This is a genomic window from Nocardioides oleivorans, assembly GCF_004137255.1.
GTDB lineage: Bacteria > Actinomycetota > Actinomycetes > Propionibacteriales > Nocardioidaceae > Nocardioides > Nocardioides oleivorans.
The window spans coordinates 132,725-154,653 of the sequence record NZ_SDWT01000001.1 but is presented as its reverse complement, the minus strand read 5'-3'; the positions used below and the strand labels follow the sequence as shown (position 1 = coordinate 154,653).

The 21,929-nt window shown below is 72.1% G+C and carries 22 protein-coding genes; 16 read left to right on the top strand and 6 right to left on the bottom strand.

Features of this window, described 5'->3' with window-relative positions:
* Window positions 1-3 precede the first annotated feature (3 nt).
* Window positions 4-1,200: an acyl-CoA dehydrogenase family protein gene (locus tag EUA93_RS00740; protein ID WP_129397918.1), complete on the top strand. Its 1,197-nt coding sequence runs from the start codon at window positions 4-6 to the stop codon at window positions 1,198-1,200.
* Between the two features lie 166 nt (window positions 1,201-1,366).
* Here the strand turns inward: EUA93_RS00740 and EUA93_RS00735 are convergent, their stop codons facing one another.
* Complete coding sequence (locus EUA93_RS00735) at window positions 1,367-2,557, bottom strand: ROK family transcriptional regulator (RefSeq protein ID WP_242497185.1); 1,191 nt, start codon at window positions 2,555-2,557, stop codon at window positions 1,367-1,369.
* Between the two features lie 95 nt (window positions 2,558-2,652).
* On the opposite strand from EUA93_RS00735, the gene EUA93_RS00730 reads away from it, so the two are divergent.
* From EUA93_RS00730 to EUA93_RS00690, 9 genes are all read left to right on the top strand, one after another.
* A complete protein-coding gene (locus EUA93_RS00730) occupies window positions 2,653-4,176 on the top strand; it encodes a sugar ABC transporter ATP-binding protein (protein ID WP_207208570.1) in 1,524 nt (507 codons plus the stop codon).
* Window positions 4,173-5,267, top strand: a complete 1,095-nt coding sequence (locus tag EUA93_RS00725) for an ABC transporter permease (RefSeq protein WP_129397916.1) — start codon at window positions 4,173-4,175, stop codon at window positions 5,265-5,267. Before EUA93_RS00730 ends, EUA93_RS00725 begins: the two co-directional genes overlap by 4 nt.
* Window positions 5,264-6,376 carry an ABC transporter permease gene (locus EUA93_RS00720; protein ID WP_129397915.1) on the top strand — a complete coding sequence of 371 codons (1,113 nt, stop codon included), beginning with the start codon at window positions 5,264-5,266 and terminating at the stop codon, window positions 6,374-6,376. The genes EUA93_RS00725 and EUA93_RS00720 overlap by 4 nt, the downstream gene beginning before the upstream one ends.
* Window positions 6,376-7,629, top strand: coding sequence for a substrate-binding domain-containing protein (locus tag EUA93_RS00715; RefSeq protein ID WP_129397914.1), 1,254 nt, complete (start codon window positions 6,376-6,378; stop codon window positions 7,627-7,629). The genes EUA93_RS00720 and EUA93_RS00715 overlap by 1 nt, the downstream gene beginning before the upstream one ends.
* Window positions 7,630-7,746: 117 nt before the next feature.
* The gene (locus tag EUA93_RS00710; protein WP_129397913.1) at window positions 7,747-8,604 is read left to right on the top strand and encodes a sugar phosphate isomerase/epimerase family protein; all 858 of its coding nucleotides are present in this window, start codon (window positions 7,747-7,749) and stop codon (window positions 8,602-8,604) included.
* Window positions 8,601-9,752 carry a Gfo/Idh/MocA family protein gene (locus EUA93_RS00705; RefSeq protein ID WP_129397912.1) on the top strand — a complete coding sequence of 384 codons (1,152 nt, stop codon included), beginning with the start codon at window positions 8,601-8,603 and terminating at the stop codon, window positions 9,750-9,752. Before EUA93_RS00710 ends, EUA93_RS00705 begins: the two co-directional genes overlap by 4 nt.
* The gene (locus tag EUA93_RS00700) at window positions 9,752-10,762 is read left to right on the top strand and encodes a sugar phosphate isomerase/epimerase family protein (protein ID WP_129397911.1); all 1,011 of its coding nucleotides are present in this window, start codon (window positions 9,752-9,754) and stop codon (window positions 10,760-10,762) included. Before EUA93_RS00705 ends, EUA93_RS00700 begins: the two co-directional genes overlap by 1 nt.
* A gap of 33 nt (window positions 10,763-10,795) precedes the next feature.
* Window positions 10,796-11,668 carry a DUF1707 SHOCT-like domain-containing protein gene (locus EUA93_RS00695; RefSeq protein WP_129397910.1) on the top strand — a complete coding sequence of 291 codons (873 nt, stop codon included), beginning with the start codon at window positions 10,796-10,798 and terminating at the stop codon, window positions 11,666-11,668.
* A 52-nt stretch (window positions 11,669-11,720) separates the two neighbouring features.
* Window positions 11,721-12,752 carry a MaoC family dehydratase gene (locus tag EUA93_RS00690; protein ID WP_242497184.1) on the top strand — a complete coding sequence of 344 codons (1,032 nt, stop codon included), beginning with the start codon at window positions 11,721-11,723 and terminating at the stop codon, window positions 12,750-12,752.
* Window positions 12,753-12,807: 55 nt separating this feature from the next.
* Here the strand turns inward: EUA93_RS00690 and EUA93_RS00685 are convergent, their stop codons facing one another.
* Window positions 12,808-13,935, bottom strand: a complete 1,128-nt coding sequence (locus tag EUA93_RS00685; protein WP_129397908.1) for a hypothetical protein — start codon at window positions 13,933-13,935, stop codon at window positions 12,808-12,810.
* Window positions 13,935-14,948 (bottom strand): hypothetical protein, encoded by a 1,014-nt coding sequence (locus tag EUA93_RS00680; protein WP_129397907.1) that lies wholly within the window; start codon window positions 14,946-14,948, stop codon window positions 13,935-13,937. The genes EUA93_RS00685 and EUA93_RS00680 overlap by 1 nt, the downstream gene beginning before the upstream one ends.
* Window positions 14,949-14,981: 33 nt before the next feature.
* On the opposite strand from EUA93_RS00680, the gene EUA93_RS00675 reads away from it, so the two are divergent.
* Complete coding sequence (locus EUA93_RS00675; RefSeq protein WP_129397906.1) at window positions 14,982-15,794, top strand: class I SAM-dependent methyltransferase; 813 nt, start codon at window positions 14,982-14,984, stop codon at window positions 15,792-15,794.
* Between the two features lie 79 nt (window positions 15,795-15,873).
* Window positions 15,874-16,059, top strand: coding sequence for a DUF5302 domain-containing protein (locus EUA93_RS00670; protein WP_129397905.1), 186 nt, complete (start codon window positions 15,874-15,876; stop codon window positions 16,057-16,059).
* A gap of 27 nt (window positions 16,060-16,086) precedes the next feature.
* On the opposite strand, the gene EUA93_RS00665 is transcribed toward EUA93_RS00670, so the two are convergent.
* On the bottom strand, window positions 16,087-17,262 hold the full coding sequence (locus EUA93_RS00665; protein WP_129397904.1) for an MFS transporter: 1,176 nt from the start codon (window positions 17,260-17,262) through the stop codon (window positions 16,087-16,089).
* A 48-nt stretch (window positions 17,263-17,310) separates the two neighbouring features.
* Between EUA93_RS00665 and EUA93_RS00660 the strand changes: the two genes are divergently transcribed.
* From EUA93_RS00660 to EUA93_RS00650, 3 genes are read left to right on the top strand one after another with little or no spacing between them, the layout of a single operon-like run.
* Window positions 17,311-17,880, top strand: coding sequence for a histidine phosphatase family protein (locus EUA93_RS00660; protein WP_129397903.1), 570 nt, complete (start codon window positions 17,311-17,313; stop codon window positions 17,878-17,880).
* Window position 17,881: 1 nt separating this feature from the next.
* Entirely contained in the window at window positions 17,882-18,709 is an 828-nt protein-coding gene (locus EUA93_RS00655; RefSeq protein ID WP_129397902.1) for a PHP domain-containing protein, read from the top strand.
* Window positions 18,706-19,239, top strand: coding sequence for a P-loop NTPase family protein (locus EUA93_RS00650; protein WP_129397901.1), 534 nt, complete (start codon window positions 18,706-18,708; stop codon window positions 19,237-19,239). Before EUA93_RS00655 ends, EUA93_RS00650 begins: the two co-directional genes overlap by 4 nt.
* 30 nt (window positions 19,240-19,269) lie before the next feature.
* Here the strand turns inward: EUA93_RS00650 and EUA93_RS00645 are convergent, their stop codons facing one another.
* Complete coding sequence (locus EUA93_RS00645) at window positions 19,270-20,193, bottom strand: methylenetetrahydrofolate reductase (protein ID WP_129397900.1); 924 nt, start codon at window positions 20,191-20,193, stop codon at window positions 19,270-19,272.
* Between the two features lie 23 nt (window positions 20,194-20,216).
* Window positions 20,217-20,969, bottom strand: a complete 753-nt coding sequence (locus tag EUA93_RS00640) for an SDR family NAD(P)-dependent oxidoreductase (RefSeq protein ID WP_129397899.1) — start codon at window positions 20,967-20,969, stop codon at window positions 20,217-20,219.
* Window positions 20,970-21,029: 60 nt separating this feature from the next.
* Between EUA93_RS00640 and EUA93_RS00635 the strand changes: the two genes are divergently transcribed.
* Window positions 21,030-21,866: a ParA family protein gene (locus EUA93_RS00635; RefSeq protein WP_129397898.1), complete on the top strand. Its 837-nt coding sequence runs from the start codon at window positions 21,030-21,032 to the stop codon at window positions 21,864-21,866.
* The last annotated feature ends 63 nt before the right edge of the window (window positions 21,867-21,929 follow it).

Below are 21,929 nucleotides of genomic sequence, written 5' to 3'. Positions count from 1 at the left end.
GGCATGCCCCGTCTCTGCCAGACCGATGGCCTCTCCGAGGACCAGACCGAGATCCTGAAGGCCGTGCGCCAGTTCGTGGACGAGCAGATCATCCCGGTGGCCCAGGAGCTCGAGCACGCCGACGAGTACCCCACCGAGATCATCGAGGGGCTCAAGGAGCTCGGCGTCTTCGGCCTGACGATCCCCGAGGAGTTCGGCGGGCTGGGGGAGTCGCTGCTGACCTACGCGCTGGTGGTCGAGGAGATCGCACGCGGCTGGATGAGCGTCTCCGGCGTGATCAACACCCACTTCATCGTGGCCTACATGCTGATCCAGCACGGCACCGAGGAGCAGAAGCAGAAGTACCTCCCGAGGATGGCCGCGGGTGAGGTGCGCGGGGCGTTCTCGATGTCGGAGCCCGGTCTCGGCTCGGACGTCTCGGCGGTCGCGACGAAGGCGACCCTGGCCGACGACGGGTCGTACTCGATCACCGGGCAGAAGATGTGGCTGACCAACGGCGCCACCTCGACGCTGGTCGCGGTGCTCACCAAGACCGACGAGGGTGCCGACTCGGTCTACAAGAACATGACGACCTTCCTGGTGGAGAAGGAGGCCGGGTTCGGCGAGACCGCCCAGGGCATCACCGTCCCGGGCAAGATCGAGAAGATGGGCTACAAGGGCGTCGAGACGACCGAGCTCATCCTCGAGGGCCACCAGATCGCGGCTGACCAGATCCTCGGCGGCGAGCCGGGCAAGGGCTTCTTCCAGATGATGGACGGCGTCGAGGTCGGCCGCGTCAACGTCGCCGCCCGCGCGTGCGGCCTGGCGTGGCGCGGCTTCGAGCTCGGCATCGCCTACGCCCAGCAGCGCAAGACCTTCGGCAAGGCCATCGCCGAGCACCAGGCCGTGCTGTTCCGCCTCGCGGAGATGGCCACCAAGGTCGAGGTCTCGCACACCATGATGGTCAAGGCCGCGCGGCTCAAGGACACCGGCAAGCGGATGGACGTCGAGGCCGGCATGGCCAAGATGGTGGCCTCGGAGTACGCCAACGAGGTCGTCGAGGACTCCTTCCGGATCCACGGCGGCTACGGCTACTCCAAGGAGTACGAGATCGAGCGGCTCATGCGCGAGGTCAAGTTCATGCTCATCGGCGAGGGCACCTCCGACATCCAGAAGATGATCATCGGCCGCAGCCTGCTCAAGGACTACCAGCTGCGCTGACGCGCGAGCGGCCTCCACCGGCGCGGCGGAACCACCGGCCCGCCCGGTCCTGAGGCCCTGCGTGCCTGGAGCGGGCGACGCTCGCTGGTGCCGGTGTGCGTCGTCATGGCCCTCAGTGCGTGGTCATTCCACCGGCGCGACGTGCCGTGAGCCGGGGCCCGGGCCGCTAGGTGCCCGTCGCCTCCGCCTCGGCGTCGGCCGCCGCCAGCGCCTCGCTGGCGGCCTCCACGACGCCGGGGGAGAGGACGTGCTCGATCGCGAGCGCCGACGCGCCGAGCACGGCGGCCTCGCCGCCGGCGCGCGAGGTCACGATGCGCAGGTGCTCGGTGGCGAGGGGGAGCGAGCGCTGGTAGACCGACTCGCGGATCCCGGCCAGCAGGTGCTCGCCGGCGCCGGCGACCTGGCCGCCGATCACCACGACGGACGGGTTGATCAGGTTGACCATGGTCGCCACGACCTCGCCGATGTCACGGCCGGCCTGCCGCACGACGGCCATCGCGGCCTGGCTGCCGGCGCGGACCAGCTCGACGACGTCGCCGCCGGTCTCCGCCTGCTCGCCCTGTGCGCGGACGGCAGCGGCGAGCGCCGGACCGGCCGCCACCGCCTCGAGGCAGCCAGAGTTCCCGCAGCGGCACGGTACGTCGTCCGCGCCCGGCACCCGGACGTGCCCGAGGTCGCCTGCGGTTCCCTGGGCGCCGCGCTGGAGCACGCCACCGGACACGATGCCCGCGCCGATGCCGGTGGCGACCTTGATCAGCACCAGGTCCTCGACGTCGCGCAGGTGCCGGCGCCGCTCACCGAGCGCCATGATGTTCACGTCGTTGTCGACCAGGACCGGCACCGGGTAGTGCTTCTGCAGGTGGCCGGGGACGTCGTAGCGGTCCCAGCCGGGCATGATCGGCGGGTTGATCGGCCGACCGGTCGAGTGCTCGACCGGGCCGGGCAGGCCGATGCCGATGGCGGCGAGGTCCTCGTCGGGGCGACCCGCCTGCGCGAGGAGGGCGCCGACGGACTCCACGACCCACGCGAGCACGGGCTCGGGGCCGTCGGCCACCGCGATCCGGGCGTCCACCTCGCCGAGGATCGAGCCGTTGAGGTCGGTGAGGGCGGCGCTGGCGTGCGTGGCGCCGACGTCGACACCCACGACGAGCCGGGCGGTCGGGTTGAGCGCGAAGAGGGCCGGGGGCCGACCGCCGGTGGAGCGGGCGCCGCCGAACGGGGCGACCAGGCCCAGTCGCATGAGCGTGTCGATGCGCGCCGTCACCGTCGACCGGGCCAGTCCCGTGGCCTCCGCCAGCTGGGCCCGCGTCCAGGGCCTTCCGTCGCGGAGGAGGTCGAACAGCTCACCGGTGCGCACGGCCGGAGTCAAGCACATGCACGACTTTGCACGCTAGACCTAACACTTTTGAAAGGTGCTCGACAAAAGCCAGTGACGCGTGCCACAGTGACGCCGTGACCGTCACCACGCCCCACGAGCACGACGACCCCGCACTGGTCGCCAGCGGCATGACGAAGAGCTTCTTCGGCAACACCGTCCTCGCCGACCTCGACCTCACCCTGCGCCGGGGCGAGGTCCACGGCCTGGTCGGGGAGAACGGAGCCGGCAAGTCGACGCTGATGAAGATGCTCGCCGGCGTCCACACGCCCGACAGCGGCACGATCGTCGTCGGCGGGGAGCAGGTGTCGTTCAGCCACCCGGTCCAGGCGCAGCGCGCCGGCGTCGCCACGGTGTTCCAGGAGTTCAACCTCCTCCTCGAGCGCACGATCGCCGAGAACATCTGGCTCGGCCGCGAGCCGCGTCGCCTCGGCAGGGTCGGCCCGGTCGACACCGCCCGCATGCGCCGCGACACCGACGAGCTGCTCGCCGGCCTCGGCGTCTCCGGCCTCAAGGCCTCGGCACCGGTCCGCAACCTCTCGGTCGCCGAGCAGCAGATCGTCGAGATCGCGAAGGCCGTCAGCTTCGACGCCACCGTGATCCAGATGGACGAGCCGACCGCGGCGCTCGCCGACCACGAGGTCGAGCTGCTCTACGGGATCATCCAGCGACTCACCGACCGCGGGGTCGCGATCCTCTACGTCTCCCACCGGCTCAAGGAGGTCTTCCACCTCTGCCAGACGATCACCGTCCTCAAGGACGGGCGCCACGTCGCCACCCGGCCGGTCGGTGAGCTCACCGAGGCCGAGCTCGTGCGCCTCATGGTCGGCCGCCCGCTGACGACGTACTTCCCGGACAAGCCGGTCGACGTCGAGGTCGGTGACGTGCGGCTCGCGCTCGACGGCGTCGGCAACGGGTACGTCGACGACGTCTCGCTCGAGGTCCGCGCGGGCGAGATCGTCGGCCTCGCCGGCCTCCAGGGCTCCGGTCGCACCGAGCTGCTCGAGACGGTGTTCGGCGTCCACAGCGTCGCGCGCGGCACGGTGAGCCTCGACGGCAGGGCGCTCAGCGTCACGAGCCCGCGCCAGGGCGTCCGTGCCCGCCTCGCCTTCATCACCGAGGACCGCAAGGCCAAGGGCCTGGCCCTCAACCAGTCGATCCTCGACAACACCCTGGGCGTGGTCCGCTCGGTCTTCCCGCGTCGCACGGCGCAGGCCCGCCGCGACATGCCGGGCGTGCTGTCCAACCTCGACGTCGCGGCCGCGAGCCTGGGCCAGGAGGTCCAGTTCCTCTCCGGCGGCAACCAGCAGAAGGTCGTGCTCGCCCGCTGGCTGAGCATCGACCCGCTCGTCGTGCTGATGGACGAGCCGACCCGCGGCATCGACGTCGGCGCCAAGCACCGGGTCTACGAGCTGATGCGCGAGCTCACCCGCCAGGGCGTCGCCGTCCTGATGGTCTCCAGCGAGCTGCCCGAGGTGATCGGGATGTCCGACCGGATCCTCGTGATGCGCGACGGCCGGCTGGCGGGCGAGCTGCCCGCCGGGTCGTCCGAGGAGTCCGTGCTCGCGATGGCCACCGGTGCGGCGGAGGACGCCGCATGAGCGCCGCGACCGACCGCACGCCCGAGGCCCCCGTGGAGCCCACCGAGTCCGTGCGCCGTCGACGCGCCGCCCGGCCGAAGGGAGCCCGCCGGCGCCTCGACTCGACCCAGCTGATCTACCTCGTGCTGGTCGGCGTCGTCGCGGTGTCGATCGCGCTGACCGCCAACGAGGGCCGCAACTTCTTCAGCCAGGGCAACATCTGGGCGATCCTCACCGCGATGAGCGTGCTGGGGCTGATCGCCATCGGGCAGACGCTCGTGATCCTGGTCGGCAGCCTCGACCTGTCGGTGCCCTACGTCGTCAGCCTCGCCACGCTCGTCGCGGCGGGTGGGATGAAGGGCCTCGACTCCAACTTCGCGCCCGCCGTCTTCAACACCCTCGTCGTCGTGGCGCTCATCGGCCTGGTGATGGGTGTCCTGGTCAGCGTCTTCGACGTGCACGGCTTCATCGCCAGCCTCGGCGTCGGCCTGGTCGTCAGCGGCTACCTCGCGACCAACTACCAGGGCAGCCACGGCGCCGCGGCCCCGCAGCTGCGGCTGCTCGGCCGCAGCGGCATCGCGGCGACGATCCCGACGTCGTTCATCATCCTGGTCGTCGCGGCCGTCCTGGTGACCCTGCTGCTGCGCTACACCCGGCTCGGACACCACCTCTACGCGATCGGTGGCAACCGGGCGGTGGCGCGGATGTCCGGCGTCCGCACCGCGCTCCCGGTCATCGCCGCCCACGTCCTCTGCTCGGTGCTCGCCGGCGTGGCCGGGCTGCTGCTCCTCTCGCGCACGGGCGTCGGCCTCCCGACGATCGGCTCGCAGGGCCGCTACGACCTGCTCTCCATCGCCGCGGTCGTGCTCGGCGGCACGCTCCTGGCCGGCGGCAAGGGCAGCGTCGTCGGCACGATCGGCGGCGTCGCGATCTTCGCGGTCCTCGACAACGTCATGGGCGTCATGCAGGTCAACCCGTTCCTCAAGGACTTCGTCCGCGGCCTGGTGATCGTGCTCGCCGTCGCGGTCTACGCCCGCCGCAGCGTCGTACGCCGTCCTCCCCGGTTCGGGGCCGACCGGACCGCCGCACCGACGAAGGGGGAGACGGCATGAGCGCCGACGCCACCACCAGCCCGTCATCGACCGCCGGTCGCGCCCTCCTGCTCACCGAGGGCACGTTCGTCCAGCGCGTGCTGCGCGGGGCCGTGACGCCGGGCGGGGCGGTGTTCATCCTCGCCGCCGTGCTGTTCGTCGCCGTGATCGTGGTCAACCCCTACTTCGGCGAGCCGCCGCAGCTGATCCGCTTCGTCGGCCGCACCGCGCCGATCGCCATCGCCGCGATGGGCCAGTACTACGTGATCGTCTCCGGCGAGTTCGACCTGTCGATGGGCGCGGTCATCGCGACCCAGGTCGTCATCGCGGGCAACTACATCGGCGACGACGAGAGCCGGGTGCTCCCCGCGCTCGTGCTGATGCTCGTCGTCGGCGCCGCGATCGGGGTCGTCAACGGGCTGGCCACGACGCTGCTGCGGGTGCCGAGCTTCATCGTCACGCTCGGCACGATGCTCGCGCTCGGCGGCCTCGTGCGCTACCTGACCGGTGGCGCCGCCACCGGCAACCCGGTCGACAGCTTCCGCCAGATCGGCCGCGGCGGCATCGAGGACGTGCCCGTCCTCGACATCATCCCGTACCCCGTCATCATCCTGGCCGCGGTCGCCGTGGCCTCGGTCCTGCTGATGCGGTCGCCCTTCGGTCGCACGCTCATCGCGACCGGTGACAACCCCGACGCCGCCGGCCTCGCCGGAGCGCACGTGTGGTGGGTCAAGACCCGCGCCTTCATGCTCTCCTCGCTCTCCGCGACGATCGCCGGGATCCTGCTCGTCGGGTACGCCGGCGTGCACCCGTCGGTCGGCTCCGGCTACGAGTTCCAGGCGATCACCGCCGTGGTCCTCGGCGGTGTCGTCCTCGGTGGCGGCCGCGGCTGGGTGCTCTCCGCCGCCGCAGGAGCCTTCGCGCTCGAGCTGCTCTTCTCGTTCCTGAACTTCCAGGAGGTCGAGTCCACCTGGAGGAACACCGTCCAGGGACTGATCATCATCCTCGCCGTCGCCCTGGCCGCCCGCGCCTGGTCGTTCGGCCGCCGTCCCACCCGAGCCACATCGAACCAGTCAGCAGCACCATCACCCACCCCTGCCCGCCCGGGCACCGAACCAGGAGAAAACTGATGCGCCGATTGACCCACCGCGCGCCGATGGCCATCGCCTCGGCACTGTTGCTGGGGGTGTTCGCCACCTCCTGCAGCACCGAGGACCCGACGTCCGGGACCGGGACCGACGACACCTCGGAGTCGGCCGGGACCGAGGAGTCCCCGGCCGCCGAGGAGAGCCCCACCGAGGAGGTGGAGTGGTTCGACCAGGCCGTCTACGACGAGCAGTTCGACCAGCGCTCGGCCACCTTCGAGGGCGACCCCGAGGAGCCGTACCTGCAGTACATCGACGGCGAGATGACCGACACCTCGGAGTACAAGTCCACCGGTGAGAAGAAGGCGTGCTTCGCCAACGCCTCGATCTCGAACCCGTGGCGCCAGACCGGCTGGATCACCATGAACCAGCAGCTCGAGGCACTCCAGGACGAGGGCGTCATCTCCGAGATGGAGACCCGCGACGCCGGCGACGACGACAACACCCAGATCGCCGACATCGACTACTTCATCTCCGAGGGCAACTGCGACGCCTTCATCATCTCGCCGAACTCCACCGCCGCCATGACGGACGCGGTCGAGCGGGCGTGCGAGACCGGCAAGCCCGTCGTGGTCTTCGACCGCGGCGTGCAGACCGACTGCGCCACCTCGTTCATCCACCCGATCGGTGGCTTCGCGTGGGGCATCGACACCGCCGAGTTCCTCATCGACAACCTCGAGGAGGGCGACAAGGTCGTCGCGCTGCGCATCCTGCCCGGCGTCGACGTGCTCGAGCAGCGCTGGGCCGGCGCCGAGAAGCTCTTCGACGAGGCGGGCATCGAGGCGGTCGACTACTTCACCGGGGCCGACCCGACCGAGATCAAGAAGATCATCACCGACGAGCTCGCCAAGGGCGAGGTCCAGGGCGTCTGGATGGACGCCGGTGACGGTGCCGTCGCCGCCATCGAGGCGTTCGAGGACGCCGGCGCCGACTACCCGGTCATGACCGGTGAGGACGAGATGACCTTCCTGCGCAAGTGGGAGGAGACCGGACTGACCGGCCTCGCGCCCGTCTACTCGAACTTCCAGTGGCGCACCCCGCTCCTCGCGCTCCAGAAGATCTTCGCCGGCGAGGAGGTCCCGAAGGAGTGGGTCCTGCCGCAGGTGCCGATCACCGAGGACGAGCGGGCCGACTACCTCGAGGCCAACGAGGGCATGCCCGACGGCCACTACGCCAAGTTCGGTGGGGAGAACCTGCCGGGCTACCCCGAGGCCTGGCAGGACCGCCAGATCCCCTGATCCGGCACTGAGGCACCGTCGGTGGGCCGGGTCCCGAGCCCGGCCCACCGACATCCCTCGCCCCACCCCTCGTCCCACACACGCCTCCCGGCCCCACCCAGGAAGGACGGCCACCGCATGCGCGAGCTCGGCGTCAACACGTGGGTCTGGACCTCGCCCCTCACCGACGCGAGCGCTCCAGACCTGCTGCGACGGATCGCCGGCATGGGCTTCGACGCCGTCGAGCTGCCGCTGGAGGACCCCGGTGACCTGAGCGTCCCGGTGCTCTCCGAGTCGCTCGCGGCCACCGGCCTGGTGCCGTACGTCGTCGGCGCGATGGCGCCGGGTCGCGACCTCGTCGACGAGAGCTGCGTCGGCGACACCCAGGACTACCTGCGGGCCTGCATCGACCTCGCCGCAGGCATCGGCGCCCGCTCGGTCTGCGGGCCGTTCTACGCCGCCACCGGTCGGGTCTGGCGGATGGACGCGCGGGAGCGGGAGGCGGCGTACGACACGCTGCGCACGCACCTCGCGCCTGTCGTCGACCACGCGGTCGCCCGCGGCGTGCGGCTCGGCGTCGAGCCGCTCAACCGCTACGAGACCTCCCTGGTCAACACCGTCGACCAGGCCCTGACCGCGCTCGGTCCGCTGCTCGGCGAGGGCCTCGGGCTCGCGCTGGACACCTACCACCTCAACATCGAGGAGCGCTCGAGCGCCGACGCGGTCCGCGCCGCCGGCGAGCACCTGGTCCACGTCCAGGTCTGCGGCAGCGACCGCGGTGCGCCGGGTGGCGACCAGACCGACTGGCCGGCCCTCGTGGCAGCGCTCGACGAGGTGGGCTACGGCGGCCCCCTCGTGATCGAGAGCTTCACCGCCGACAACGCCTCCATCGCCACCGCCGCCTCCATCTGGCGGCCGCTGGCGCCCACACAGGACGACCTGGCCCGTGACGGCCTGGCCTTCCTCCGCTCGCTCCCAGCAAGGAGAACGACGTGACCACACAGGCCAACCCGAGTGCCAGCCGTGAGCTGGGCGTCGCCGTCATCGGCTACGCCTTCATGGGCAAGGCCCACTCCCACGCCTGGCGCAACGTCGCTGCCCTGCACCCCGGCGCACCCGGCGTACGCCAGCAGGTGCTGGTCGGTCGGGACCCGGACGCGGTCACGGTGGCGGCCGCGCAGTACGGCTGGGCCGAGTCGGCCACCGACTGGCACGCCGTGCTCGAGCGTGACGACATCGACGTCGTCGACGTCTGCGTCCCCGGGCACCTCCACGCCGAGGTCGCGATCGCGGCGCTCGAGGCGGGCAAGCACGTGATCGCCGAGAAGCCGCTGGCCAACACGATGGCCGAGGCGGAGAAGATGGTCGCCACCGCGCAGGCCGCCCGCGAGCGCGGCGTGCACTCGATGGTCGGCTTCAACTACCGGCGCGTGCCCGCGCTGGCGGCGGCCCGCCAGCACGTCGCGGCCGGCCGCATCGGCGACGTGCGCCAGGTGCGCATCGCCTACCTCCAGGACTGGCTCGCCGACGAGGCCGCGCCGATGACGTGGCGGCTGCGGCGCGAGCTCGCGGGGTCGGGTGCGCTGGGCGACCTCGCCTCGCACGCGGTCGACCAGGTGCGGTTCCTGCTCGGCCAGGAGATCACCGGGGTCAACGCGCTGACCGAGACGTTCGTGACCCAGCGCGCCGGGGCGTCGGGTCCCGAGGAGGTGACCGTCGACGACGCCGCCTGGACGACGATGCGGACGTCCGGAGGAGCCGTGGTCAGCCTCGAGGTCACCCGGATGGCGACCTCGCGCAAGAACGCGCTGGGCATCGAGGTCTACGGCAGCACCGGCGCGATCCGCTTCGACCTCGAGCGGCTCAACCACCTCGACGTGTGCCTCGACGGGGCCGACGCGTTCAGCCGCGTGCTCGTCACCGAGCCGGGCGATCCCTACATCGACGGCTGGTGGCCGCCGGGACACGTGCTGGGCTGGGACGCTACGTTCACCCACCAGGCGTCCGACTTCCTCGCCGCGCTGGCCGCGGGGCAGGAGCCGACGCCGTCGTTCGAGGACGGGCTCGCCGTGCAGCGGGTGCTCGCCGCGATCGAGGCCAGCGCCGCGCAGGACGGCGCCCGCGTAGGAGTGGAGCAGATCTGATGGCACGCCCGTTCACCCTCTTCACGGGCCAGTGGACCGACCTGACCCTCGACGAGGTCGCCGGGCTGGCGGCCGGATGGGGCTACGACGGCCTGGAGGTCGCCGTCTCCGGCGAGCACCTCGACGCGTGGCGCTGGGACGACGACGACTACGTCGCCGAGCGGCTCGGCATCCTCGAGAGGCACGGGCTCCAGCTCCACGCGATCTCCAACCACCTCACCGGCCAGGCGATCTGCGACGACCCGATCGACTTCCGCCACCAGGCGATCGTGCGCGAGCGGGTGTGGGGCGACGGTGACCCCGAGGGCGTGCGCCAGCGGGCCGCGGAAGAGATGAAGCTGACCGCGCGGCTCGCGCAGCGGCTCGGCGTGAAGACGGTCGTCGGCTTCACCGGGTCGTCGATCTGGCAGTACGTCGCGATGTTCCCGCCGGTGCCCGCCGAGCGGGTCGAGGCGGGCTACCAGGACTTCGCCGACCGGTGGAACCCGATCCTCGACGTCTTCGACGAGTGCGGTGTCAGGTTCGCCCACGAGGTGCACCCGTCCGAGATCGCCTACGACTACTGGACGACGCGCCGCACGCTCGACGCGATCGGCAACCGTCCGGCGTTCGGCATCAACTGGGACCCGAGCCACATGCTGTGGCAGGGCATCGACCCGGTCGCCTTCATCACCGACTTCGCCGACCGGATCTACCACGTCGACTGCAAGGACACCCGGATGCGGATGGGCGGGGGCCGCAACGGCATCCTCTCCTCCCACCTGCCGTGGGACGACCCGCGCCGCGGCTGGACGTTCGTGTCGACCGGGCACGGCGACATCGCGTGGGAGGACTGCTTCCGCACCCTCACCGCGATCGGCTACGACGGCCCGATCTCGGTCGAGTGGGAGGACGCCGGGATGGACCGGCTGCGTGGCGCGCCGGAGGCGCTGGCCCACCTGCGCTCACTCGACTTCGACCCGCCGGCCGTGTCGTTCGACGCGAACTTCAGCAAGCAGTCCGACGCCTGATCCCGGACCCGTCGTGGCCCTAGACTCCCGGCCATGAGGGGGTTCCGGGCCAAGGACTCAGACCGCGAGCGCTACGTCGACCTGATCGAGGCGGCCTACGCCGACGGCCAGCTCGGCGACGCCGATCGCGAGCTGCGCGTCGGTCGCGCGCTCTCGGCCGAGACCCTCGACGAGCTCGAGACGCTGACCCGCGACCTCCAGCGGCCCCCCGGTGCGCCCGCCCCGGCCGTGCACCAGGTCGTGGGGCCGGCACGGCAGACCCGGACCCGCTGGGTGGGCGGGGTGGCAGTCGGGCTGGTCGCCTTCGTCGCCCTGGTCGTCGCCGGGGTGACAGCAGTGGTCGCGCTCGCGATGTTCGCCGTCAGCGGCGAGACCGGGGTGGACTCGTCGCGAGCGATCGACTCGCCCGTCGTGGTCGAGACGGAGACCGGGACGGAGACCGGGACCGGGACCGGGACCACGCCGCCGTTCCGACTGTCCGCCGGCTCGGTGCGGTCCTTCGTGAAGGCCTACCAGGAGGAGTTCGGCACGCTCGAGGCCTACGAGGTCGGCTTCTTCGCCCAGCGGGTGGGCGTGCAGGTGCCCGTGCGCGGCTCGCGGCCCCGGATGGAGCGGTGGTCGTGGGACGGCGCCTGGCGCCAGGACACGCAGGCGTCGGCCGTGATCGGCCCGAACCAGCGCGTCGACCTCGGCGCGGTCGACGTACGCCGCCTCTTCGCCAACATCGCCACCGCGCGCACGACGCTCGACGTCGAGAAGGGCCGGTTCACCCACGCCCTGCTGATCCGCTGGGGCGACGAGCCGACCGAGCTCAACATCTACGTCGGCAACGATTTCGACGAGACCGGCTACCTCAGCACCACGCCCGCGGGCGAGATCACCCGGCGCCATCCGTACGCCCCGTGACACTTTTCACGCGGCGACCGCGACCGGTCCGGGGTGCGGCACCATGTCGGGCATGAAGACCAACGCCGGCAACTTCTTCGAGGACTTCACCGTCGGGCAGGTGATCGAGCACGCGACGCCGCGCACGGTCACCGAGGGCGACCGGGCCCTCTACGGGGCGATCTACCCGACGCGCTTCGCGGTCCCGTCGTCCGCGGAGTTCGCCGCCTCCGTCGGTCTGGCGCCGCACCCGGTCGAGGAGCTGATCGGCTTCCACATCGCCTTCGGCAAGACCGTCCCCGACGTCTCGCTCAACGCCGTGGCCAACCTCGGCTACGCCGAGTGCCGCTTCCACCTGCCCGTCGTCCCGGGCGACACGCTGCGGACCCGGTCGGAGGTCATCGGTCTCAAGCAGAACTCCCACGGGAGGACGGGCGTGGTGTGGGTCCGCTCGACCGCGACCAACCAGCGTGGCGAGGTCGCGATCGACTGGGCGCGGTGGGTGATGGTGCACAAGCGGGACGCCTCCTCGCCGGCTCCGGAGACCGTGGTCCCCGCGCTGGCCGACGCGGTCGCACCCGCCGATCTCGTGGTGCCCGCCGGCCTCGACCTCACGTCGTACGACACCGCGGCCGCCGGCTCCCCGCACACCTTCGACGACTACGAGGTGGGGGAGCGGATCGACCACGTCGACGGCGTGACGCTCACCGACGCCGAGCACATGATGGCCACCCGGCTGTGGCAGAACACCGCGAAGGTGCACTTCTCCACCGAGGCGCGACCCGACGGCCACCGGCTCGTCTACGGCGGCCACGTCATCTCGCTGGCCCGCGCTCTGTCCTTCAACGGCCTGGCCAACGCCCAGCTCGTCGCGGCGATCAACGCCGGCGCGCACGTGGCCCCCGCGTTCGCCGGCGACACGGTCTACGCGTGGTCCGAGGTGCTCGACAAGGCCACCGTCGACGCGCCCGGCGTCGGCGCCCTCCGGCTCCGGCTGGTCGCGACAAAGGGCCGCGACGAGTCGATGACCCTGCGTGGCGACGATGAGAAGTACGCCCCCGGCGTGCTGCTCGACCTCGATTACTGGGCGTTCGTGCCGCGCTGAGCCGCCGGTGGGGCGGTGAGTGAGCCACATTTCCGGCGGCCGGAAGGTGGCTGGGTCACCGCCCACCGGTGAGTCGTCGCAGGACACGCCCGAGGGCGGTGCGTGAACCACCTTCGGGCGGCTCGGAATGTGGCTCACTCACCGCTCCGCCGTCCGCAGGCTGCGCCCGCGCCAGCAGCTCGGCCGCCAGGAAGTCCTGGGCGACGGCGAGGACCTCGGAGTCGGGTACGGCGTCGGGATCCACGCCGTCGCTGGGGGCGGGGTCGGGCCGGAGGTCCTCGAGGTCTCCGACGACGTGCCAGGGCGCGGCGGCGAGCTCGTCGACCATCCGGTTGCCGCGCTCGACCAGCCACGCGTGCATGCCGGGCGCGAGCGCGATGCGGTGACCGATCCGATGACCGGGCGCGCTGCCGAGCCGCGGCTCCATGAACGCCTTCACCCTCCGTGACAGCGCGACGTCGAGGTGGGCGTTGCGGAAGTGCGCGTTGACCGCGCGGTGGAAGGCGATCTCGGCGGGCGCGAGCGTCTCGTTGGCGACGGGCGCGTCGAGCGAGAGGCCGGTGTCGTCGATCCCGAGCAGCTCGCACGTACGCCGCCACAGCAGGTCGCGGTCGGCGCCGGGGCGCGGCAGCGGGACGACGTGCACGCGCTCGGCCGGGATCCCGGCGCTCCACCGCGCCAGGATCCGAGGCACGTCCTGGTGGTGCCAGAAGTTGAAGTCGGGGTCGTCCTTCGCGACGCGGGTGAAGAACTTCCGCAGCGTGGTCGCCGACCCGTGCTTGACCCGCTGCTGCCACGCGCTCGGCACCTGCCGCACGAGGTCGCGGACGGTGATCACGACGTGCACCTCGTCGGCGACGTCGCCCAGGCGGGAGAGGGCCGCGGCCGCCGACGCCCCGGAGGCCTCGACCAGCTGCTCCTGGCTGACCAGCGCGTCTCCGTCCCAGGCGGCGACCTCGTCGACCACGCGGTCCCAGGCGGCGAGCTGGAGAGGGCCCATGGTGGCGAGCACGTCGGCGTTGTCGCGGACCACGGCGGAGGCCTGGAACTGCACGTCGGCCGACCCGCCCGGCAGCAGCAGGCCCTGGTCGGCCAGGGCGGCGGCGTTGTGCCACCACAGGCTCTGGAGGAAGGTCGTGCCGGACTTCGGGGTGCCGATGTGCACCAGCGCGCGCCGCGCCATCAGCGCTCCTGCTCGATCATCCGGGCCACGACGGTCGTGGCGACCGCGAGCAGCTCGCCGTCGGAGGCCTGGTCGGGGGTGCGGCCCGACCGCGGGCTGGCGGGCAGCAGGTCGTCGAGGTCGCCCACGACGTCGTACTGCCCCTCCCGGAGCGCGGCCACCATCTGCTCGGAGCGCTCGCGCACCCAGCCCGCGTGCTTCGCGGGGAGGACGAACGGCTCCTTCGGCGCGCTGCCGGCGAGCAGGTCGCGCGCGAAGGCGCCCTTGGTCAGGCGGGTCAGCGCGACCGAGCGGCGCTCGCGCGGGATGACGGTGTTGACCCGGCGCAGCAGCTCGGCCTCCACGATCGAGAGCGAGTCGTTGGGCAGCCGCGGCTCGGTGTCGAGGCCGGAGACGTCGACGCCCAGCACCGAGGCCGTGCGCAGCCAGAGCTCGTCGCGCGCCGACCCGGGGGGAGGTACGACGACGAGGTGCACGCGGGCACCCGGCAGTCCCGCCGCCCAGCGGTCGAGGACGCCGACGACGTCCTGGTAGCGCCAGAACTTCTGCTCGTCGTCGCCGCGGCGGACCGTCGCGAGGAACCTCCGGTAGGGCTGGCGGGCGCCCTGCTTGACCCGCTGCTGCCACGCCGAGGGCAGCACCCGGCCGAGGTCGCGCACGGTGACGACCAGGTGCACCTCGTCGGCCGCCGTGGCGAGGTCGGCCAGGGCGGTGGCGGCCGCCTCGGCGGAGGAGTCGGAGAAGTGCTCGTGGCTGATGAGGGCGTCGCGGTCCCACGCGCGGGTCTCGGCGACCAGCCGCTGCCAGACCTCGCGGTCGGTCGCGTCGAGGTCGTCGACGATGACGTCCATGCCCTTGACCAGCGCCGCCGCGTGGAAGTGGTCGCGCAGCGCCTCGCCCGGCAGCAGCAGCCCGCGCTCGCGCAGCGCGTCGCGGTGGTGCCACCACAGGTCCTGCAGGTAGGTGGTCCCGGACTTGGCGGTCCCGCAGTGGAGGAACACGCGGCGAGCCATGTCCTGATCCTAGGGAACCGGCAGACTCCTCCCATGGCCTGGGACCGCGAGTTCTTCTACGACACCTATCCGCGCATCGAGGAGGCGTTCGGCGCCCGCCTCGACGAGAGCCTCGCGCCGCGGGACCCGTCGGTCCTGCTGCAGGTGGTGCGCGAGCTCGACCTCCGACCCGACAGCCGTGCCGTCGACGTCGGCTGCGGCGAAGGGGCGTACGCCTTCCGGCTCGCGACCCACTTCGGCCTCCGGGTGCTCGGCATCGATCCCGTCCAGCGCCACCTCGACCTCGCGCGCGAGGCGCGTCGCGAGCTCACCTCGGACATCGCCTCGCGCGTCTCCTTCGAGCGCGGCTCCGCGACGCAGGTCCCCGCCCACGACTCCTCGCTCGACCTGGTCTGGTGCCGCGACGTGATGGTGCACGTCGCCCACCCCGTCGACGCGTTCGCCGAGTTCGCCCGCGTGCTGCGCCCGGGCGGGTACGTCGTCGCCTACCAGGTCGTCGGCACCGACCTGCTGGGTGCCGAGGAGGCCCTCGACCTCTTCGACGTGATGGGCGTGGTGCCCACCTCGGCCGACCCGGTCGTGATCGACGAGGCGATCGCGGACTCCGGCCTGCGGGTCGTCGAGTCGATCGACCTGGCCGACGAGTGGGGCGAGGCCGCGCAGGAGGCCGAGGGCAGCGCCGGCCGGGCGCTGCTCCACCTGGCGCGGCTGCTGCGCGACCCCGAGCGCTACCGCGGCGAGTTCGGCGACGCGGCGTACGACGTCATGGTCGGCGACTGCCGCTGGCACGTCTACAAGATGGCGGGCAAGCTCGCCGGGCGCGTGGACGTGCTCCAGAAGCGGTAAGTCGTTGGCCCTCGTTGGAGGACTTTGGCAAGGTGGCAGTCCGACCGTCTCGAGTCCACACCCACCCCAGGAGGACCCCATGGCTGATCAGGACCCCAACGCCGACATCAAGGCGAAGATGCGGGAGGCCCTCGATCGCAAGAAGGGCCACCACCACCCCGACGACAGCGCCGGCTCGCACGAGAAGGCCCACGGCTCGGAGGTCAACGACAAGAACGTCGCCAAGCCGATGCACCGACGCAAGGCCGGTGGCGGCGGGTCCTGACCCGTCGTCGTGCCCGGCGGGCGGTCCTCAGACCGAGGGGTCGTCCGCCGGTGCGAAGGCCCTCGCGAGCCAGAACAGGGCCACGACCAGCACGAGGGGCACGGCGAAGCCGACCCGCAGCGAGCTCGACCCGACCGCGCCGGTCATCACCGCACCGAGCAGCGCGCCGGCGTAGTTGAACTGGTTGAAGCGCGCCACGACCGCGTCCACGCGGGCCTGGCGGGTGGCCGGGTCGGCGTCGCGCCCCGCGAGCGCAGCGGCGGCGGAGAAGCTCAGCGGCGCGACCACCGCGACGCCGCAGCCGAGCAGGGTGAAGCCGAGCACGGCCACCGGCCACGTCGGGGCGGCGACGATGACCGCCAGCGACACGAGAGCGATCGCGGCCCCGACGCGCAGCAGCCGCACCGCGCCGACCTGCTCGGTCAGCCGGTCGCCGACCAGCCGCACCAGGCCGCTGGCCACGAGGTAGGGGAGCGTGGCCAGCGCGACCAGCTCCTCGGGTGCGCGGAAGACGTCGTCGAGGTAGACCGGTCCCCACGTCGACGCCGCCGTGTCGACGGTGTAGAAGACGACGAGCGCCAGGCCGATCATCACGATCGCCCGCCACGGCACGTCGGTGTCGGTCGAGGTGGCGGCCTCGCCGGAGTCGCGGGCGAGGTACGGCGCCGCTGCTGCCGCCAGCGGCAGCAGCGCGAGCGCGGCGAGGGCCGACCACGGCACGTCCGTCGTGGCCAGGGTCAGCACGGCACCGATGACGCCCCCGAGGGTCCAGGCGCCGTGGCACGACGGGAGGACGACCCGGCCCAGCCGGTGCTCGAGGGCGACCGCCTGCATGTTGCCCGTCGCGTCGACGATGCCGAGCCCGACGCCGTAAGCCGCCAGGCCGAGGACGAAGACAGCGGTCACGGGTGCGAGGACCAGCACCGCGACCGACACCGCGATCACGACCAGCCCGGCGCGGAGCACGACGGCGCTGTCGAGGCGGGGTGCGAGCTTCTCGGCGACGAGCGAGCCGACGCCGGCCAGCAGCACCATCATCAGCAGCACGCCGGACAGGGCGAGCTCGTCGAGGTCCCACCGGTCCTGGATGCGCGGCAACCGCGTCGTGAGGCTGATGAAGACGAGCCCCTGCGTGAGGAAGGCCGCGGCGATCGCGAGGCGTGCGCGCCGGAGGTCCGCGCCGGTGCCCGTCGCTGTCGCCATGGTGAGCATCGTGGCAGCACGCCGTCCCGCGCGTGGGAGACTCGCGGCATGTCATCGGTTGCTGGCCCCGAGCTCTGGATCGTCCGGCACGGCGAGACCGAGTGGAGTCGCGACGGCCGGCACACCTCGACCACCGACCTCCCGCTGACCTCCGACGGCGAGGAGGCCGCGATCCTGCTCGGCCCGCGGCTCTACGACGTCGACTTCGACCTCGTGCTGACCAGCCCGCGCCAGCGCGCGCGTCGTACGGCCGAGCTGGCGGGCCACGCCGACGCCGAGGTCGACGAGGACCTCGCCGAGTGGGCCTACGGCGACTACGAGGGCATCACGACCGACCAGATCCGCGAGACCGACCCCGGCTGGACCGTCTGGAGCCACCCGACCCCCGGTGGCGAGACCGCCGCCGAGGTGTCCGCGCGCCTCGACCGCGTCGTCGCCCGGGCGCTCGAGCACGACCGCACGCTCGTCTTCGCCCACGGCCACTCCCTGCGCGTCCTCACCGCGCGCTGGATCCAGCAGCCCGCGGAGGAGGGCCGGTTCTTCCGGCTCGACACCTCCACGGTCTCCGTGCTCGGGTTCGAGCGGGAGACCCCCGTGCTGCTGAAGTGGAACAGCTGACGTGCGGATCGACCTCCACACGCACTCGGCGGCGAGCGACGGCACCGACTCCCCGGGTGACCTCGTCCGCAAGGCCGCGGCTTCCGGGCTCGACGTGGTCGCCCTGACCGACCACGACGCGATGTCCGGGTGGGCCGAGGCGCAGCGCGCCGCCGACGAGGTGGGCATCACGCTAGTGCCGGGCCTCGAGATCAGCACTGCGTTCCGCCACCGCGGCGTGCACCTGCTCGCCTACCTGCCGGACCCGGCGTACCCGCCCCTGGTCGCCGCGCTCGACCGCATCCTCGCCGGTCGCACCGAGCGCACGCCCGCGATGGTCGACGCGCTGCGCCAGCACGGGATCGACATCACCGAGGAGGACGTGCGCCGCGAGGCCGGGAGCTCGGTGGCCGCCGGCCGCCCGCACGTGGCGGACGCGCTGGTGCGCCTCGGCGTGGTGGGGGACCGGACGGAGGCGTTCGAGACGCTGCTCAACCCGGGGCGGCCGGGCTACCGCAACCGGTACGCCGCCGATCTGGAGGACATGGTCCCGCTGCTCGTCGCCGCCGGCGGAGTGCCGGTGATCGCGCACCCGTGGGGGCGTGGTGGCACGGTGCTCTCCGCCGATGCGTTGGCCGGTCTCAAGGAGCTGGGGCTCGCGGGGATCGAGGTCGACCACCAGGACCACCCGCCCGAGGTGCGTGAGCGGCTCCGGGCCATCGGGCACGACCTCGACCTGGTGATGACGGGCTCGAGCGACTACCACGGCCTCGGCAAGGTCGACCACGAGCTCGGGGTCAACACGACCGACCCCGAGCAGTACGAGCGGCTGCTCTCGCTCGCGCGATGACCGAGCTCCCCGACCGGGTCCTGCTCTACGGCGTCACCGGCAGCGGCAAGTCGACGGCGGGGCTCGCGATCGGTGCGCGCACCGGGCACCCGGTGACCCTCGTCGACGAGCTCACGTGGCAGCCCGGCTGGGTGCCGGTGGAGGAGGACCGCCAGCGCGAGCTCATCGGCGAGGTCGTGGCCGGGGACCGGTGGCTCCTCGACTCGGCCTACGGCCAGTGGCGCGACCTCGTCGAGCCGCGGGTCCAGCTGGTCGTCGGGCTCGACTACCCGCGCTGGCTCTCCCTGTCGCGCCTGGTCCGCCGCACGGTGCGCGGCGCGATCACCAAGGAGCCGCGCTGCAACGGCAACGTCGAGTCCTTCGCCAAGATCTTCGACCGGTCCTCGATCATCCGGTGGCACTTCCAGTCCTTCGTCCGCAAGCGAGACCGGATGCGTGCCTGGGCGGCCGACCCGTCGGCTCCCGAGACGCTGCTCTTCACCCGCCCCCGCGACCTCGAGGCCTGGATCCGGACGCTCGCTGGGCCGTGAGTCTCCAGGAGACTCACGTGCCAGTGCGCCTCAGGCGAGGCGCACGAGCGGCGTCACCCGGGCCGCGAGCGCGACCGAGGCCTCGATCTCCTCGCGCCGGATCGACACGCTCTCCACGTTGAGCCCGAAGGGCACACCGAGCTGTCGGCAGAAGTCGGCGATCTCCGCGGCCGTGCTGGCGGCCTGCTCGAGGGAGGCGCGGAGCGGGTTGGCCGCGTGGCGCAGGTCGTTCTCGATCCAGCGGGGCACGTCGACGCCGAGCCAGCGCAGGAACTCGAGGGTCTTCATCGAGCCGCAGACCGAGAAGGTGAACACGATCGGGACCGGCGTCACGCCCTGCGCCTCGCACTCGTAGCGGTAGTCCGAGACGAGGTTCTTCGTCGCGTTGACGTCGTACACGACCTGGCTGACGAAGAACCGGCAGCCAGCCTCCTGCTTGGCGATCATCCGCAGGTGCTCGTCCTCGCGGCGGCTGTGGCGCTCGGGGATGGCGACGCCGCCGAGGAGCAGGTCGGGGTTCACCTCGGCAAGCATCGCCTGCGCGTCGGCGAGGGAGACCGGCGTGCTGCTGTCGCGCGACGACGCGCCCACCATCACGGTCAGCGTCCGGGCGGGGTCCTGCGCGGCGAGCCACGACCGCAGGTCGTCGCGCTGGTGCTTGCCCACGGCGCGGTAGACCACCGCCGGCGTCCGCCACGAGCGCAGGTGCTCGGTGCGGTAGTCGGACGGGTCGACCGTCGGGCTGAACGGGAACGGGCGCTCGGCCGGGTTGCGGTCGCTCTCGTCGTCGATGTCGTAGAGGACCAGCCCGTCGAGGTCGAGGCGGTCCAGGCGCTCGACGGTCGCGCGGGCGATCTCCGGGAGCCGCTCGGGGGCCGTCGACTGCCGCGGCGGCGTGACCGCGAAGAGGACGAAGTCGCCCTGCCCTGACCTGATCCGTGTCGCGACGTCCACGCGTCGAGGCTATCGGCGGGTCGTCAGCGACGACCCATCGACTGGGTCAGCCGGAGTGCGCGGTTCGGGATGGCCCTGGTGAGCGCGATGATCGCCTTGTACTGCGCGCCGGGGATCGAGTAGGCGCGACCCTTCTCGAAGTCCTCGAGCGACCTGCGGACCAGGAAGTCGGCGTCGAGCCACATGAAGCCGTCGCCGCGCGTGACCTCCATCCGCTGGTGGAACTCGGTCTTCGTGAAGCCCGGGCACAGCGCCATCACCTTCACCCCGCGCGACCTGTATTCCAGGTGTGCCCACTCGCTGAACTGGTTCACCCAGGCCTTGGCCGCGGAGTAGGTGCCGCGGGGGAGGAAGGCGGCGACGCTGGAGACGTTGATGATCCCCCCGTGGCCGCGCTCGGCCATCGGCCCGAGGGCGGCGTGGCTGAGCCGCAGGACCGAGGTCACCAGGACCTCCAGCATCAGGGTCTCGTCGTCCGCGGAGTTGTCGAGGAAGCGCTGCTTCAGCCCGAAGCCGGCGTTGTTGACCAGCAGGTCGACCGGGCGGTCGCGGTCGGCGAGCCGCGCCTCGACGCGGGCCAGGGCCTCGCGGTCGGTGAGGTCGGCGGGCAGCACCTCGACCTCGACCCGGTGGGCGCGCCGCAGCTCCTCGGCCACCTCCTCCAGCCGCGCGGCGTCGCGCGCCACCAGGACGAGGTCGTCGCCGCGGGCGGCGAGCTGGACGGCGTACTCGTGGCCGATGCCGGCGGTCGCGCCGGTGATGAGGGAGGTCGTCATGGGCCCAGCATTTCAGGCGACCTGTGGGGAGTGCCATCCCGTCCGGCATGATGGCCGGCAATGAGCCCGAAGAAGCCTGCCGGCCCGATCACCCTGGCCGTCGCCAACCAGAAGGGCGGGGTCGCCAAGACCACGTCCGTCGCCTCGATCGGCGCAGCCCTGGCCGAGCTGGGCCACCGCGTGCTGCTCGTCGACCTCGACCCGCAGGCATGCCTGACCTTCTCCCTCGGCATCGACCCCGAGGACCTCGAGACCTCGGTGCATCACGTCCTGACCCAGGGCGTGGACCCGGCCGAGATCATCATCGCGACCGAGGACGGCGTCGACGTCCTGCCGGCCACGATCGAGCTGGCCCGCGCCGAGGCCGACCTGCTCACCCGCACCGGGCGCGAGCACGTCATCAAGAGCGCGCTGGAGGGCCTCGCCGACGACCTGGCGGACACCGAGGAGGGGCCCTACGACTGGGTGCTGCTCGACTGCCCGCCCTCGCTCGGGGTGCTGACGGTCGCCGCGCTCACCGCCGCGGACGGCGTGCTGGTGCCGCTGCAGTGCGAGACGCTGTCGCACCGGGGCGTGGGACAGCTGCTCGACACCGTCCACGACGTACGCCGCTTCACCAACCGCGGCCTCGAGGTGTGGGGCGTCCTGCCGACGCTCTACGACGGCCGCACCAACCACGCCCGCACGGTCCTGGAGACGATCAGCGAGACCTACGACCTCGAGGTCGTGGAGCCGCCGATCCCGAAGACGATCAAGTTCGCCGAGGCCCCGGCCGCCGGACGCTCGATCCTGGCGACCAGCCGCTCCAGCAAGGGCGCGCAGGCCTACCGCGAGGTGGCCCAGAACCTGGTGGCCCGGGCCAGCCGCCCGAAGGCGAAGAAGCCCCGCAAGCGCTGACACCTGGGCCTGGGTGGCCCCCAGCCTGGATGGCCCCAACCTGGATATCTAGGGACGATCTCG